The sequence below is a fragment of the Stieleria magnilauensis genome, from assembly GCA_007753675.1.
GTDB classification, from domain to species: domain Bacteria; phylum Planctomycetota; class Planctomycetia; order Pirellulales; family Pirellulaceae; genus Stieleria; species Stieleria magnilauensis.
Window position 1 is genome coordinate 475,814 of sequence record CP036432.1, and the last position, 15,215, is coordinate 491,028.

A 15,215-nucleotide genomic window follows, 5' to 3' on the forward strand; every position below is an offset into this window, starting at 1 on the left:
TCGCGTGTTCAACCTCCCTGTTTGACGGTGACGTGAAGTGTTCGCGTGAAGTTCCCGACGGTCCCGGTGGACAACAGATCCACGGTCCCGTCGGAACCATCGGTGACGGTCACCCGGTAGGTCCATCCGCTTCCGGCCGGAAACTCGGTACCCGGAATACCGCCCCGCCAGGAGATGTCTTTTTCCAGCTGCGCGAATGCGTCATTCAGCCCCGCCTCGGCCAGATAGCGAGCCTCATCCCATTGGCGTGTATTTCGTAGTGCCATGTAACGCATCATTTCGGCATCCAGTGTCGCCACGGCCAACGTGCTGACCAGCGTCATCACAAAGATCGCCAGCAACAACGCGGCACCGCGTCGCACGGGATACTGTCGTGGGAAGATCGTTGCGTTCATTGACTGACCCCTGGTCGGTTTACCATGATCGGATCCACACCTTGGAATGGGTGGTCCGCTGTGCCACGGCAGACCTGGGCAAGGTCACTGTCACAGAAACCTGTAGGACATGAATGACGTCGGGGACATTGGTCGCGGTCACACCATCGGCGGCGAAGCCCGAAAAACTCAGATCGTCAACATGTTGAGCGAGCATCGATTCCGACGGATTCGAAAAATCGCGAAACGTCACCACGCCCACCTGTCCGCTGCGATTGGGGTACCACTGCCAGGTCGCGGTCCGGTCGTCCGGCATTTTTAACGTGATGGCATTGCCGTCGGCCGAGATCGATTCGACACCGACGGCTTCACGTGCCGCGCGAACAAAGTGCCGTGAGGTGGCATGCATCTGCTGCAACACCGCATACTCGCTGTCGATGGTTTCCCAGGACTGGCGGGCGGTGCGCATCACGAGCGACAACCCGGTCATCACACCGGCCAGCATGCTGCCGGCGATGACCAGTTCCAACATGCTGACACCGCGGCGTCGCTGGTGAGCAATCGATAAGGACGGTTGTCTACGGATCACTGAACTCGCTCTGGTAGGCGACAAGTTTTGCAATTTTGGTTGCCAATCTGACACGCTGCTCGTCTGCGTCGAGCGTGGCGTCGGCATCTTGATCGTGCCAGACCGTGACATCGATCGTCGCCAGTTCGCCGGGCCGTCCGCCGGCCGCGATCGCATCCGATTTCGAGACTTGGAACCACACGCCGGCTTGCCCGATGCTGCCGAAATTGCCGCGATGAGAGTTCAGTTCCCAGTTCGCAGCCGTGTACGCCAACTCCTCTTCCAGCTTGCTGGTGCACAAGGCCAGACGCGTTTCGGCGCGTTCCAGGTCTTCCGTGTTGGCGATCCGTGCGCGCGTCAATCTCAACGCCGGAACCAAGGCAATCGTGATCACGATCGTTGCGGCAATCAGCTCGAGCATGGTTTGTCCCGACCGCGGGTTGCTTCGGTTCATGGCGAACCCTCTTGCGTTCGGATCATCCGCGTCAGCGGTTCCACTTGGACGGCGAACGAACGATTGGGACCTCGCAGTTGGGCCGCAAACGGTTGCGAACCGACTCCTTCAAAGTCGAACCAAATTTCACTCGCAGTGGCGGACACGCGGACCCGTTCGGCGACGGGGTGGGGGCCTTCCACGGTCACCCGAGAGCCGTCTTGGCGCCGCCCGATGACCGACCAACTGGTCGCGGCCGCCGCGGGGCCTTGCATCACCACGCCGTGCGGATCGCCCGTGCGAATCGCCGCGCGCTGTGCGTGAAGCATTGCCAAGGACAGCAACCTTGCTTCCGATCTCGCGCCGGTGTCGCCGAAGGTGTCACGCCCGAATCGCATCAATGCCGCGGTCGCAAACACTCCCAGGAGTGTGACGACCACCAGCAACTCGATCAGGCTGAGGCCACTACGTAGACGTCGACGTGTCAACACGGAATCATTCTGGTGCTCGAATGCTACTTGATCACACGGTGCGTCGTTGCATCGAGCTGATACGATGAATTGTCCACCGGGTTTTGCGGGATTCCCTCAGGGAAGTACTGGATGTCCGCGGCAATGTCCGACAGATTCAACTGCGGGTAGCTTCCTTTTTCGAAGTACCAGCGTTCAACCGCAGCATTGATCTCGGCGATGTTTTGCTTGTTCACTTCTTGTTGTGCGGCAAGTTTTGAACTGGAGATACGTGGCACAACGACGGCAGCGATCACTGCGAGGATTGTGACGACGGCCAACAGTTCGAGAAGCGAAAAACCGGATCGTTTGACGTTTCTTGCTCGTTGCATGATGTGCCCTACTTTCGAGGCTATCGGGGGGATCAAATGGCGAATTGAATCGATCGAGTCAATTTCGGTGGGTGTGAAAGTCCGCGTTTTGGCGGACCTTCGCTGCTCAAAGGTAGGTCAAGGCATCCCGTCGGTTCCCTCCTTTGGCTCAGTGATGATGCCCGTTTACCCTCCCCGTTGATTCATCGATCGTGTATCGCGTTGAGTCCACGGGACATCGAAGCAGACCATCTGGAAAATAGCGGACATTCGAACCGATGTCCGAAAGGTCCCCCATCGGCCAGCGACCGGTTTCCCGACGCCACAACGAGACTTGCACCTCGATGACCGCCTTGCGCAGTTGACAACTGCTGTCATTCGCCTGGCGTGCACCGCCGCTGATCCGCGGCACGATCGCGATTGCGATCACGCCCATGACCGCGAGCGCGGCGAGTAATTCGAGTAACGAAAGCCCGCTGCGTTTGGGCCGCCATGATCTCGGTGATGTGATCACTGATTCACCTTTCCGATCAAGTCAAACATGGGCAGGTAGACGGCCAGCAAGATGCCACCGACGGCGACCGCCAAAACGATGGTCAAAATGGGCTCAATCGCACCCACGATCGCATCGGTGCTGTCTTCGACGTCGCGTCGAAGGTGTTTTCGGATCTGATGCGTGACCGGTACCAGGCGTCCGGTCCGCTCACCGACAATCACCAATTGATTCACGACCGCGGGAAAGAGATCGCCCTCGCGCTCCAAGGACTGGCTAAACCGTTCGCCGCGCCGAATGGCGGTGTAGAGCCCGAGGATTTTTTCGCGGACATGGCGGTTGCCGATCGCACGTCCGGCCGGCGGCAACGCTTCGGCCAGAGTGAATCCGCTTTCCATCAGGTTGCCCAACACGTCGGCGAACTGCAGGATCGCCAGATTGCGAAACCACTCACCGACGATCGGAATGCGTATCAGATTGCGATCGATCCAGCGTCTCGATTGGGCGTTTTTGAACAACGTGATGATCGCGATCGCCAAGCCGATCGATAACCCCAGCAGATGGAAGCCATAGACCTGAACGATTTCGCTGGCGTCGATCAGCAGTTGGGTGATCGCCGGAAGCGTGGCGCCGGCGTCTTCATACATCTCCTGAAAGGTCGGAATCACGCACAGCAGCATGAAGATCACACTGCCGGTACCCGCGACGACCAGAATCGCCGGATAGGCAAGCTTTTTGAGGATCATCTTGCGGTGCCCCGATGATCGCTCCAGTTGCTCGGTCACCCGAACCAATGCCTGATCGAGTTTGCCCGAACGTTCTCCGACCTCGACCTGGCTGATCAACGTCGCGTTGAATGCGCTGGGAAACGTCTTCATCGCCGCCGACAACGACTCGCCGCCTTTGAGTGCCCGTGAGATCGAGGCCAAAATATGATGGTACTTCTTCAGCGAACGATCACGCGACACGGTTTCCAAGGCATGTGTCAATGACACGCCGTTTTGAACCAGCGTCGTAAGGTTTCTTAAGAACAGAATCAGGTCTTTGCGTTTGAAGCGGCGCTGGGGATCGTTGCCGAACTTGATCTCGTGCAGCGTCTTCAGAAACGCAAGCGATTCGCTCTGGTCGCCACCAGTGACGGCACCTGCACCACTGCGGCTCGATGCGGTACTCATTGTGATTAACCTGACAGTTTGAAGTAAACTTCTTCGATGGACGTGACGCCCTGTTGGGCGAGGTCCAGTCCCATCGTGGCCAGATCCACCATCCCTTCGGAGCAGGCGATGCTACGGAGGGTGCTGCCGGGCATGCCGGATTCGATGGCATGCTCCAGTTGAGGCGTCACGACCATGATTTCAAAGATCGGGGCGCGTCCGGAGTATCCGGTTCCGCCACACTGCTCACAGCCGACCGCTTCAAAGAATTTGCCGTTCAGATCGAGCCCCGCAGGGATGTCACGGCCTTGATAGATCAGTTCTACCAGTGACCGGTTGAGCTGACACTCGCGTTTGCAATGCTCACACAGTCGTCGCAGCAGACGCTGTGCGATCGAAGCGACCAACGCCCCGGCGATTTTAAAGTTGTCGAGTCCCAAATCGCTCAGCCGGGCAACGGTCCCGACCGCGTCGTTGGTGTGCAGCGTGCTGATCAGCAAGTGCCCGGTCAGCGAAGCTTGGACGGCTGTCGTGGCGGTTTCGTGATCGCGAATTTCTCCGACCAGAATCACGTCCGGGTCCTGTCTCATCAAGTACTTCAGTCCGTTGGCGAATCCCATACCGAATTCGTTGTTGGCATGAACCTGATTGATTCCCGGTAGTCGAAACTCGACGGGGTCTTCGATCGTGGAGATGTTTTTCGACGCCGAGTCCATGCTGCACAGCATGGAATACATCGTCGTCGTTTTTCCGGAGCCCGTCGGCCCGGTCATCACGATCATTCCGTGGGGGCGGTCGAGCAATTGTTTGACGGTTGCCAGTTGACGCTCTTGCATTCCGAGCAGCGAGAAATCGAACGTCTTGCTCGATTCATCGAGCACCCGCATGACGACTTTTTCCCCACGGACACAGGGGATGCAGCTGACTCGAAAACTGGCGCGGGTCTCTCCATCTTGGATCGTCAAGTTTCCGTCCTGGGGACGTCGTTTTTCCGCGGTGTCCAGATCCGCAAGTACTTTCACCCGTCCGACCAAGGCGTCTTCGGAGTCTCCCGGCACCGTCATGATCTGATGCAACTGACCGTCGATGCGATAGCGGACACGCATCTGCGGCGAGTCCGGTTCCAAGTGAATGTCACTCGCTTCGGCACGAACCGCCCCCATCAAGATCGCGTCGAGTAATCGCACCACCGGTGCGTCGCTGTCCTCCAGGTTCTCATCACATTGAACCGTCTCGGAGCCGCGTTCGTCTAGCTCTTGGATGCGGATGTCGACCGCGGTTTGTTTGGCTTTGATCTTGTCGTCGAATGCCGATTCAAGCATCCGATCGATGTCCGCTTCCAGACAGATCGCAGGTTCGACTTGATAGCCGGTCATCAGCTCGATTTCACTGATCGCCTCCATGTCGCTTGGATTGACCATCCCGAGCCGCAACACTTTGTTTTGAAGCTGGACCGGGGCAACCTTTCGTCGACGTGCAAAGGACTCGGGCAGCAATCGAACCAATTGCCCGTGTGTGACGTGTTCGTCAAACCCGCAAAACGGTAATTCGTATTGTTCGGCGAGCGCCTTGCCCAACTGTTCCCGCGTGACCAAGCCGCGTCTGAGCAAGAAGACGCCCAGTTGCAATCGCGTTTGACGTTGGTCGACCAACGCGGTCTGCAACTGTTGTTCGGTGATGACACCGTGTTCCAGCAAGATGTCTCCGATGCGACGAATTTTCACGCTGCTCATGTTCGTTCTGCTGGATCTCGGAGGGTCGCGATCGGTTCCGAAACAAGGTTCAGCAACGCCACCAATTTTGACTCCAGAACGACCGGATCGTACGGCGAGATCACAAAGCTTTTCGCGCCTGCCTTGTAGGCATTTTCGACCTCGACCAAATCCCCGCGGCTGGAAATGCAAATGATCGGAATATGGCTGGTGCATTCGTCCGATGCGATTTTCTCCACCCAGCGAATTCCTTCACCCGTCTCCAGATCGAGATCGATCAAAACGGCATCCGGCAACCCTTCGGCGAGCGCCTCGGTCATCTCGTCGCTACTGCTGACTCCCGTCGTCCGCATCCCGAGCAGTTCGAGACGAAACACCGTGACCTCCAACACCGTTGGATGGGCGATGTAGACCAGGATTTTCTTTGCTTCTGAATTCATTGCAGGCACGAAAGGACGCACTGACAGGGTGACACTGTCAAAACGCTAGGTTGCCGAAACCTTCGGTCAAACGCGGACCTGACAGTTGGCAAAGATCGCATAGAAGCCACCTGAGATCGCCCTCAAGCGAGGGAAAACCGTCAATTCGACATCCGAGTCGGCCGCCGCATGCGGGCGTGTCACAGAGTGCGACAGAGAGAAACGTTTTGATCCATCGACAAGTCCCGCGCTGTGCCACCCATGCAACCCTTCGCATCGTCCATCCCCCGGCGTCACATCACGTCAGCCATCCTTGTGGCTCTGATCTGCGTCTCAGGCTGCGGACCGGAGCAGCCCACCGTGACGGCACAACCTGAAGCCGCTCTTCCGCTGTCCACCGTCGATCACCGCGCGTCGGTTGGACCCGCGATCTCGGATGCCGATGCGGAGACATCCACAGAAGAACGCGTGACGGTGCAGCGGCGGCTGGATGAACCGCCGGTGGAGGTTGCACCTGAGGAACGTGACATCTCACCGATTCCCGATCACCTCAATTTCTTCCTGCCGCCGAAGACGGCGACCGTCAAAGTTGAGGTTGCGACGCCGGAGCCGGAGATTGAGCAGTCGACCGTGCGGTTGATCGGATTTGTGACGTCGGATTCAGATGATGAACGTGCCACCCTGGCGCTGCTGCGGGTCGGAGGAAAACTGATTCCGATTCAAGCAGGTGAGGAGTTTGACGGCATTTCATTGCTTTCGACAGATATGAAAAACAGGTCCGTCGAAATCCGGCACCTGGAGGAGTGCATGACGTTGGCGATGATGGACCAACCCATCGAAAACCCAGCGGTGCAAGGTCTCGCGGTGCAACCCGTTCGACGCCGTGCGACACCTCCCAAACCAACCACGCGTCACTCAGCGGCGCGCGACGACTTTCATTTGTCAGATTCAGGATTTGCGACTCCGCCCGAGCCGGACCTGGGACTGGGGGCAATTCCCGCAGGCATGGACCTCGAGCTTCCCGACGAACTGCGGCTGCCCGAGATGCCTGAATTGCCCGAGCTGGAGGGATTGCCGGCCTTGCCCTGAGTCGACTGAGCCGCCAGCGAATTCAACCACACCACTTCACCGGCCCAATCCCGTGACGCACTGCATTCCACGTTGTCGACCACTGATCCTGATCGGATTCCTCGCGCTGTTGCCGATCACGACGGCCCAGGCGACCAACTATTACGTCCGCGCGACCGGCAACGACAGCAACCCGGGAACCCATCGCAACCAAGCGTTTCGCACCATCACCAAAGCGACTTCCATCGCCGTACAGGGTGACGTTCTGTTTGTCGGTGCGGGAACCTATGACGAAAACGTCGTGATCAAGGGTGGCGGTGGCGCCACGTCAAAGGCTTGGTTGGTGCTGTACGCGGACCAAACGGGCACTTACACGGGCGACAAAGGATCGGTCGTCATCCGGCCCCAAGCCAAAACCTGGACGGTGCGGGTCTTCAACACCGGCAATGTCTTGTTTTACGGGTTCGACTTCGAACGCAATGCAGCACTCGACGGCAGAAGCTACGGCAGTCTGGTCACCAATACGACCGGACACGCATACTATCTGAACTGCAGTTTCAAGGATCTGACCTATGCCCTCCGTGATCTGGGCACGCACCAATTGCATGTCAGCGGATGCACGTTCACGGGCGTGACGTACGGCGTCTACGCGACCAGGATTGAAGCTGCCAACGTCAGCAACTGCCAATTCATGGCGACACAATACGGATGCATCGGATACGACGGGAATTCCCTGGCGGTGACCGGTACGCGTTTTTCGGATCGGATCAACGCCAGCGATGCACCGACGAAAACACGTGGCGTCTACGCGGTCCGCACGGGACTGTCGGTATCCCGATGTGAGTTCAACGGCAGCACGGTCGGTGTTTATGGGACGGCATTAAAATCAGCCGCCATCACGCGCAGCAACTTTCTGGACACGACGTCTTATGCGGCGCGTTGCGATGGCGAGTCGCTTTCGATGAGCCGCTGCACGATCAGGGGTGGGAACTATGGCGTCACGCTTGGAGACACGACCGGGAAATCAGCCGAGCTTTCTGATTTGCAAATCGAATCGATGCGCGTCGGCATCACCGCCCACCAAGGCGATTATGATTTCCGAAAAGTCACGTTGCGCGGGAACCGATTCGGTCTGTACCAACGGTCGGGAAACAAACGCTTGACGTTGTCGAAGAAGGATCGCATCGAGTTCGTCGACAACGATTACGCCATCTATTCCAACCACGCCAAGGGAGAGGACGCCGAACTGATCCTGTCGGACGTGGACTTGAGCGGCAACAACCGAGGGCTGGTCAGCTATCGAACGCGCGTTTCGATCGACAAATGCACGTTTGGTGGCGATAAGATGGGCGCCTACCTGTCGGACAACCTGTCGGCCACCATTTCCGACAGCACATTCAACGGAAACCCCGCCGATGCCAACGCATGCACTTATGGGTTGTACGTCCGCTCGGACGACATTGAGGTCGAAAAGTGTCGTTTTGAAAACTCGCGATACGGTGTGATGGTCCACAACACCTCCGCAGCAGCTCCCGTTTTGAAGAAACTGACCTCGGAAGATCATACGGCCGCGGCGCTTTACATCCGTGGCGGCACTTGGACATATGACGGGGCCGACAAACATACGTTTCGCAATTGTCCCCGCGGCGTGATCGCCAACACGGTCAAGTGGACGATCAACGAGGTGACCACCAGCGATTCCTGCAAGTACCCGATCACGGACTACTACGGGGATTGCACGGTCACCGACACGACCGCACAAGGTACGACCAGCGGTTTCTATGCTTACCAGTCGCAAGCCGTCAACATCGACGGGTTGGCGGTGGCGGATTGCGGTTCCTACGGCGTGGTGCTGAACGATTGTGCGAGCGTGCAAATCAACCGCTGTGTTGCCAATCGCAACGGTCACGGGATGTACGTCTACAGCAAACGAAACCTTCGCCCGGCGATCCGCGATTGCGAACTTTCCGGCAACACCGGATACGGCCTGCTGATGACAGGGGCAACGCTTGATCCGTCATCCACCGCCAATCTCGAGCTCAACAACAACCGTTACGGCCTGCGGGTGAACGATCAACCGTTGACGCTGCTGCCGGCGATGAATGTCGCAATGACCGGCAACCAGTATGGCGTGCTGTGCCAAAAAGAGAAGCTGACCATGACGGGCATCGAGCTTGCCGGCAACGAAATCGCCGCGTATTGCTCCCGCGGCAGCCTGTCGATTGCGCAATGTTCATTGACCGCGACGCGTTACGGTGTTTTGGGTTACCTGGACGGTGAGTGCGATATCAGTGACTCCCGTTTCAATGACGCTGCCTATGGCATTTATCTGCGAGCCGTTGGAACGACGAATCTGCCGGTCCAGATCTCCAAAGCCGTCGTGACGGGGGCAACCGGTGCTGGGGTTTATGTCCGTGGCGATCCGGCGAACCCGTTGCCCGTGTCGATCCGCAACAGCAGCATTCGGAACGGCCGACAGGGACTCGTGTTGAATCACACCCGAGCGACGGTGGACACGTTGAATGTCGCGGATTTGTCCAGCATCGGCATTTACCAAGCAAGTGGATCGGCGGCGATCCATGGCTGCGCGTTCGCGCGGCTGACAGGCAGTTGGGCGATCCTGGCCAGGGGCGACCGTTGTGACGTCTCTCAATCCACGATCCGTACGGGGCGATACGGAATCGCATTGCAGACCGATCGGGGCGCGGTCACCAACACGGTGATCGCGGGAACGGACTACGGGATCTACTTGCGGGCCACCGACGCGGATTACTCGATCGTGCACACGACCGTCGCCGCTGCGAAGTTTTACGGGTTGATTCGTTACGAGGGCTCGACCACGATCCGCAATTCGATTTTCGACGCGGCGTACTTTGGCCTCTACAACGCCCGGCCCGGCGGCACGTTCGACCACCAGTACAACGTGGTTCATGCGTTGCGTCGCCCTTACGTCAACAGTTCCGTGGGAATCGGCGAGACCAATGACCCGCCGCTGTTTGCCGATCCAGCGACGGGCGATTTTCATTTGTCGATGGGTTCACCGGCAATCAATTCGGGCACCGACTTGGCGGGTTTGGTTTCGATTGACCTGGACGGAAATGCCCGCCCCAGCTTTCAGGGTTATGAGATGGGGGCGTATGAGTTTATGGAACCGAGCGGATCGATTCGTGTGTTGAAATGGGATGAAGTGGCGCGGTAGCGTGGCGTGGGGAGAGACGCACCTGACCTGTTTTACGGAGCGTCAACTTTCACGGAGCGTCGACGCAGGCCTGCACGAAAGACGACGTGTTTGCAACGAACGATCGCCGCGAAAGTTGCCTTTCGCGGCGATCGGTAAAGCGAGGACGATCGGGTTGCGGACGGTTTAGTTGTTCCGCAACAGTTCTTGAATCCCGTAGGTGAAGAACGTTCCCAGACCGAAGTTCAGCAGTTCTTCTTCGGGCTTGTACTGCAGGATCAGCGTATCGCCAGCCTGAATGAGCGGCCGTGATTTGGGATCGTTGATGGCCTTGGTCAAGTCGATTTCGATGGCGACTTGTCCGTTGCAGTCGGTTTTTCGAAGGATGAACAGTCGGCCCGGTGGAATCGTCGCGATCTGTCCGCCGATGCCTCCGATTCCTCCTCCTCCGCCGCGACCTACTGATCCATAGACGCCTTGTCCGGCCAGAGCCATCGCTCCGAGGACGTCGAGGTCATAGTCACGCGGCAAGGGGAATTGGCCACCGGGTAGCAATCCGCCCGTGTAGAAGATTTCCGTTGCTCGCGATTCGATGTAAACAATGTCTCCATCTTTCAGAGTGATTTGCTCTGGGGTCAGGTTGGGCGATTCGCCGGGCGGAAGCCGCAACGGGATCTTCAAGATATTGGGATCCTCGGGCAACTTCGGCAGGCAGGCACAGGGGTCAAGCATCGCCGCTTGCCGTTGAGCCCGAAATTTCTTCAAGAACGCTTCACGCGCCGCCTTGTTCTCTTCGTTTGCACGAAGCACTTTGACTTGATTTTTTGCACTGAGGCCTGGCAGACCGCCGGTTTCAACCAATGCGTGCAGAATGTCGTTCTGGTAGGCTCTCAGTTTGACAAGTCCGCCGGTCGCACTGCGGTCGCTTCCGCCCAAGACGAACTGGGCTCCGACGCTCTGGTTGGTCAGTCCTCCACTGCTTCCGCCGTCTTCACGAACGACGATGACATCGATCGTCCGCTCTTTGATGACGGTCACGATGGGACGTGCTTTCTCGGGCCGCAGGATATCGTTATCGATGTAGGCATCGCGAATCGCGTCGCGGACCTGATCGAGGGTCAACCCATCGACGTTCAGCGGTTCGATCAAAGGCAGCGCCAGTGACCCGTCTTCCTGCACGGCGATCGGGTATCCGATTGACGGCGGCAAGGTGCTTTCGGCATCGGGGAAGTTGACCGGCGGCGGTTCCGGTGGTGCGTTGGGCGGATTGAACGGCAGCACACCTTCGATGTACACACCGAGGATGTCGTCTGGACCGATCAAGTATTCCCGCGGCGGTTCGAGCGACAGAGCCGAGATGTCCACCGGTACAAGATCGTTTTTGGGTTCGGCGAAGTACTGTTGGGGCAGCCGAGCGGCGGGCACACCATCAATCGGCTGTGTCAACGCGGAGCATCCGGTCAGCGAGCCCGCCATCAGCACGGCTGCAACCGCCTTGGCACTGAGACACCGAAGGCCAGTGCGAAGGGATCCGAGCAGACCGCCGCGGCAGACTCGGTGGTCACCGAGGTCATGTCCGTCGGTCCGTGACAGAACTGGCCCCAAGTTAGTAATACTTTTATTCATCCCTGCACTCGTCACTGTAGGTTTTCAGCGTGGATTGAAGCGACCACTGGCTGCTGCTATTCAAACTTAAATGGAATCTCGTCCGAGGCGGCACTGGCCGTCTCGACGACTGCGTCAGCGTTGTGGGAAGGCCCTGATTGAGCTTGTGACGCACTTGTTTCCAAAGCGGCGCCACTTGAAGGGGTGGGCATTTCGATCGAACCGAAAATCCCCTCGATCGCATCTTCACCCAAGGAACCGGTCGGACGACCAAAGTCTTCCAGGGTGTAGGTGGTTGACGATTGACGCGGCACCAGGGTCGCCGCATCGACCAAGCTGTCCACCTCGCTGCCGGTGCCCGGCCGATCGGAATTCGATTTCAACGCGGCATCATCCCCGATTCCCGGGGCACGAAACGTGTCCGGATCGAGTTCCGGTTCGCCGAGCTCGATGGCCGGCGGTGTCAGCGTTTCGGCCGGCAACGACTCAAACGGCGTTGTCGTCTCAATGATACGCGTCGATCCCGGGACAATGATCTCCGGTGGAATCGGTTTTCCATCGGGACCGAGCACAGGCTCGGCTTTCTCGGGCATCGTGTCGGTATCAGCGGCTGGCGGGTGATGGGCCACCATCGGGGCTCGGCCCCAATACCCGACGCCGTCCTGTTCGGCCGCCTTGACTCCCAGCGGATAGCCGGCGAACCAAGCGTCGATCGCGGCCTGTCCACCGGGGGACTGGTATTTCCACCCCCAGTATTGGCTCGGCGCGACACAGGGGATGCAGCCGTCGGAACCACTGGCCACGTCGGCGTATCCTTCCAGGAAACCTGCTTTGAACTCAGCCAGGTGTGGACGGTTCTTGTGGCAGTGCTTTTCTCGCAACCAAGCTTTTGTCGCGAAGACCTTGTTGCGATGGGCGAGCATGAACTCGTCCAGGTACTCCGCTTTCCGTACCTGTCGATATGCGTTGGAGACCAACGAACATCCCGAGGCGCCGGCGAGCATGAAAGCTGCGGTCCCGGCAATGAGAAACGATCGCAGCTGGCGCCGGGCCGTCCTGCGACGCTTCGGTCGTGCGCCGCGATCGCAGGTCGATTGCGGTGGTGTTTCGGAGTTGCGTCCCGACGGAATCGGGTGGTGTTCGGGTGCGCTGGCCGCACGTGTTGAACGAATCGCCATTTGGCCCCCCTTGGCTGCTGGCGGAATTCGAAATTGGGTCAAGCATTTCGGGCAGCCCACCGGTTCATGGCGTACCGTCCTAGGGGTGTTTATCGCCGTAACGGTCGAAAGGATTTAGCCAAAACTGACGGAAACGTCAGCTGTAGGGGTTCTATCGCCTTTGTGGACCGTTCTTTTAGTGATGAATCCACCGCCCGGGAGGGGATATCCGGGCGGGCTTTCCCTCCGATCGTTGCAAAGAACACCCAAAATGAAGATTCAAAGCATTCTCCAAAACGGGTTCCCTTTTACACTGAGTGCTTCTGTAATCGTCGGGTAAACTGTGATGACCAACACGTTTTCCCCACGGGGGGGACGAGTCAAACGGTCAGCTTCGACGTTTCGACTTTTTTAGCCGCATGATAAGACACCAATGATTTGGTTGACCCTGGTTTCGCTCCTTTGCTCCATCCTTGCTGCGACAGTACTGGTCCCGGTCGTTCGTTTCATGGCACGCCGCGTCGGAATGGTCGATGCGCCTGACGACGAGCGCAAGCTTCACCGAGAGCCCATTGCGCTGTGTGGTGGAGTGGCGGTGTTCGGCGCCCTGTTGGTGGGATTCGTCAGCACGATCCTTTACGACCGGTCCTTCGGCGACTTTGACTTGGGATATGTTACGTCGCGTTGGTACGGGTTGGTCTTCGCCGCCGGCGCAATCCTGGTCGTCGGATTGATCGACGATGCCTGGGTGATGCGAGGACGCCAAAAGCTGCTGCTTCAGATTCTGATCATCTCTGCACTGGTCGGCAGCGGCACGGTGGTCGACAAGATCGGCCTGATGGGCTTTGAGATCTACCTGGGGTCGCTGGCCTTTCCCGTCACCGTGCTGTGGTTGCTGGTTGCCGTCAATGCGCTCAATTTGATTGATGGGGCCGACGGGGTGGCGACCACCGCCGGATGTTTCATCAGTCTGGGCCTGGCAGTCCTCAGCTGGGAACACGGCACGCCGCTGGGGTGTATTTTTTCCTTTTGCCTGGCGGGCAGCTTGATCGGGTTCCTGTTTTTCAACAAACCTCCGGCAACGATCTTCCTCGGAGACGCCGGCAGCATGGTCATCGGATTGCTGGTCGGCGTCCTCTCGGTGTGGGGCAGCGTCAAAGGTTCCACATTGTTGGCATCGGCGCCGGTCGCCATCCTGGCAGTACCGCTGTTTGACTCCGCCGCCGCCATTGCCCGCCGCTGGTTGACCGGCAGAAGCATTTACGCGACCGATCGCGCCCACCTACACCACCTGCTGCAGAAAAAATACGGGCATTTCGGCATGCTATTCATCGTCGCCGGCCTCTGCTCATTGACCACGGTTCTCGCGATTGCATCGGCCCACTACTCCATGCCTTGGCTGGCGTTGCTCGGAATGATCCTTGCCGGCACGTTCCTCGTGGTGACGCGTTCATTCGGTCACGCGGAATGTCAGCTGTTGATGATGAAAGCCTCGCACATGACGCGATCGTTCTTTATCACGCCGCGGCAATCTTCGCTCGAAAAGAATCACCGTTGTTTGCCGCTGCAAGGTAGCGGCGACTGGAATCTGATTTGGGAGCCGCTGGTGGATTTTGCCCAGATCCACAACCTGGCCAAGATCAGCATTGATCTTAATTTGTCGTGGCTGCACGAAGGCTATCACGCCAGTTGGTCAGACGTTCGGATGCCCGATCGAGACAAACAGGTGCAAGTCCGATGGCCCATCGTGATCACGGTCGGTCGCAGTAAAAACACGGTGAATATCGGGACGCTTCATGTCGTCGCCTCCGCCACGTCGCCGAGAATTCATGAACGAATCGCGGATTTGAGTTTAAGGTTGGTGGACCTTGAGCCGCAGATTCAGTTGATCATCGCCGAACTGGAACGGCAGCACGCCACACCCGCCGATGTCCGAGTGGTCGGAGTTGTGCCGGCACCCCGGTACGCTGACACCGAGCGCACGGCGGGTCCGCCGCTTGTGCCCAGCCGTCACTGATCTCTCGCCACGATTGAACCGGCTCTTTGATTCGTTCGACACACTTGAGCACGGCATGTCGACGAAAACCCCGCTGGGTATCTTCACCCCTGTCCTTCTCCAGTTCACCGGTCTCTGGGACAATCCTAAAGGACCGGGACGCCGAGACTCGCACCTCAGTTGGGGGTCATTCCCGCACGATCGGCACAGCAATCAAAAGCGTTTCGCTGCACATCGA

The 15,215-nt window shown here is 58.3% G+C and carries 14 protein-coding genes; 3 read left to right on the top strand and 11 right to left on the bottom strand.

All coding sequences use genetic code 11. From position 1 onward, the window contains the following. Positions 1-8: 8 nt before the first annotated feature. The 9 genes from TBK1r_RS01790 to TBK1r_RS01830 all read right to left on the bottom strand — a co-directional run bounded on the left by TBK1r_RS01790 (position 9) and on the right by TBK1r_RS01830 (position 5,994). Positions 9-395, bottom strand: a complete 387-nt coding sequence (locus tag TBK1r_RS01790) for a hypothetical protein (RefSeq protein ID WP_145207252.1) — start codon at positions 393-395, stop codon at positions 9-11. 19 nt (positions 396-414) lie between these two features. Further along, positions 415-963, bottom strand: a complete 549-nt coding sequence (locus tag TBK1r_RS01795) for a hypothetical protein (RefSeq protein WP_145207253.1) — start codon at positions 961-963, stop codon at positions 415-417. After that, complete coding sequence (locus tag TBK1r_RS01800) at positions 953-1,396, bottom strand: hypothetical protein (protein WP_145207254.1); 444 nt, start codon at positions 1,394-1,396, stop codon at positions 953-955. Before TBK1r_RS01800 ends, TBK1r_RS01795 begins: the two co-directional genes overlap by 11 nt. Beyond that, positions 1,393-1,863, bottom strand: coding sequence for a GspH/FimT family pseudopilin (locus tag TBK1r_RS01805; protein WP_419580872.1), 471 nt, complete (start codon positions 1,861-1,863; stop codon positions 1,393-1,395). Before TBK1r_RS01805 ends, TBK1r_RS01800 begins: the two co-directional genes overlap by 4 nt. A 26-nt stretch (positions 1,864-1,889) precedes the next feature. Beyond that, on the bottom strand, positions 1,890-2,216 hold the full coding sequence (locus TBK1r_RS01810; protein WP_145207256.1) for a type IV pilin protein: 327 nt from the start codon (positions 2,214-2,216) through the stop codon (positions 1,890-1,892). A 148-nt stretch (positions 2,217-2,364) separates the two neighbouring features. Further along, entirely contained in the window at positions 2,365-2,709 is a 345-nt protein-coding gene (locus TBK1r_RS01815; protein WP_145207257.1) for a prepilin-type N-terminal cleavage/methylation domain-containing protein, read from the bottom strand. Next, on the bottom strand, positions 2,706-3,863 hold the full coding sequence (locus tag TBK1r_RS01820; RefSeq protein WP_145207258.1) for a type II secretion system F family protein: 1,158 nt from the start codon (positions 3,861-3,863) through the stop codon (positions 2,706-2,708). Before TBK1r_RS01820 ends, TBK1r_RS01815 begins: the two co-directional genes overlap by 4 nt. Positions 3,864-3,868: 5 nt before the next feature. Next, on the bottom strand, positions 3,869-5,575 hold the full coding sequence (locus TBK1r_RS01825; protein ID WP_145207259.1) for a GspE/PulE family protein: 1,707 nt from the start codon (positions 5,573-5,575) through the stop codon (positions 3,869-3,871). Then, positions 5,572-5,994 carry a response regulator gene (locus tag TBK1r_RS01830; RefSeq protein ID WP_145207260.1) on the bottom strand — a complete coding sequence of 141 codons (423 nt, stop codon included), beginning with the start codon at positions 5,992-5,994 and terminating at the stop codon, positions 5,572-5,574. Before TBK1r_RS01830 ends, TBK1r_RS01825 begins: the two co-directional genes overlap by 4 nt. A 339-nt stretch (positions 5,995-6,333) precedes the next feature. Between TBK1r_RS01830 and TBK1r_RS38135 the strand changes: the two genes are divergently transcribed. Further along, a complete protein-coding gene (locus TBK1r_RS38135) occupies positions 6,334-7,062 on the top strand; it encodes a hypothetical protein (RefSeq protein ID WP_419580873.1) in 729 nt (242 codons plus the stop codon). 52 nt (positions 7,063-7,114) lie between these two features. Further along, positions 7,115-10,240 carry a right-handed parallel beta-helix repeat-containing protein gene (locus TBK1r_RS01835; RefSeq protein WP_419580874.1) on the top strand — a complete coding sequence of 1,042 codons (3,126 nt, stop codon included), beginning with the start codon at positions 7,115-7,117 and terminating at the stop codon, positions 10,238-10,240. Between the two features lie 165 nt (positions 10,241-10,405). On the opposite strand, the gene TBK1r_RS01840 is transcribed toward TBK1r_RS01835, so the two are convergent. Further along, positions 10,406-11,695 (bottom strand): polysaccharide biosynthesis/export family protein, encoded by a 1,290-nt coding sequence (locus tag TBK1r_RS01840; RefSeq protein ID WP_372895840.1) that lies wholly within the window; start codon positions 11,693-11,695, stop codon positions 10,406-10,408. A 206-nt stretch (positions 11,696-11,901) separates the two neighbouring features. Next, on the bottom strand, positions 11,902-13,002 hold the full coding sequence (locus tag TBK1r_RS01845) for a hypothetical protein (protein ID WP_145207263.1): 1,101 nt from the start codon (positions 13,000-13,002) through the stop codon (positions 11,902-11,904). Positions 13,003-13,414: 412 nt separating this feature from the next. Between TBK1r_RS01845 and TBK1r_RS01850 the strand changes: the two genes are divergently transcribed. Next, positions 13,415-14,998, top strand: a complete 1,584-nt coding sequence (locus TBK1r_RS01850) for an MraY family glycosyltransferase (RefSeq protein ID WP_145207264.1) — start codon at positions 13,415-13,417, stop codon at positions 14,996-14,998. Positions 14,999-15,215 lie beyond the last annotated feature (217 nt).

What these genes read in the sequence shown, in the direction of transcription:
- TBK1r_RS01790 (WP_145207252.1), bottom strand. Translation starts at nt 395, where the DNA reads ATGAACGCAACGATCTTCCCACGACAGTATCCCGTGCGACGCGGTGCC.
- TBK1r_RS01800 (WP_145207254.1), bottom strand. Translation starts at nt 1,396, where the DNA reads ATGAACCGAAGCAACCCGCGGTCGGGACAAACCATGCTCGAGCTGATT.
- TBK1r_RS01810 (WP_145207256.1), bottom strand. Translation starts at nt 2,216, where the DNA reads ATGCAACGAGCAAGAAACGTCAAACGATCCGGTTTTTCGCTTCTCGAA.
- TBK1r_RS01820 (WP_145207258.1), bottom strand. Translation starts at nt 3,863, where the DNA reads ATGAGTACCGCATCGAGCCGCAGTGGTGCAGGTGCCGTCACTGGTGGC.
- TBK1r_RS01825 (WP_145207259.1), bottom strand. Translation starts at nt 5,575, where the DNA reads ATGAGCAGCGTGAAAATTCGTCGCATCGGAGACATCTTGCTGGAACAC.
- TBK1r_RS01830 (WP_145207260.1), bottom strand. Translation starts at nt 5,994, where the DNA reads ATGAATTCAGAAGCAAAGAAAATCCTGGTCTACATCGCCCATCCAACG.
- TBK1r_RS01840 (WP_372895840.1), bottom strand. Translation starts at nt 11,695, where the DNA reads ATGGCGGGCTCGCTGACCGGATGCTCCGCGTTGACACAGCCGATTGAT.
- TBK1r_RS01845 (WP_145207263.1), bottom strand. Translation starts at nt 13,002, where the DNA reads ATGGCGATTCGTTCAACACGTGCGGCCAGCGCACCCGAACACCACCCG.
- TBK1r_RS01850 (WP_145207264.1), top strand. Translation starts at nt 13,415, where the DNA reads ATGATTTGGTTGACCCTGGTTTCGCTCCTTTGCTCCATCCTTGCTGCG.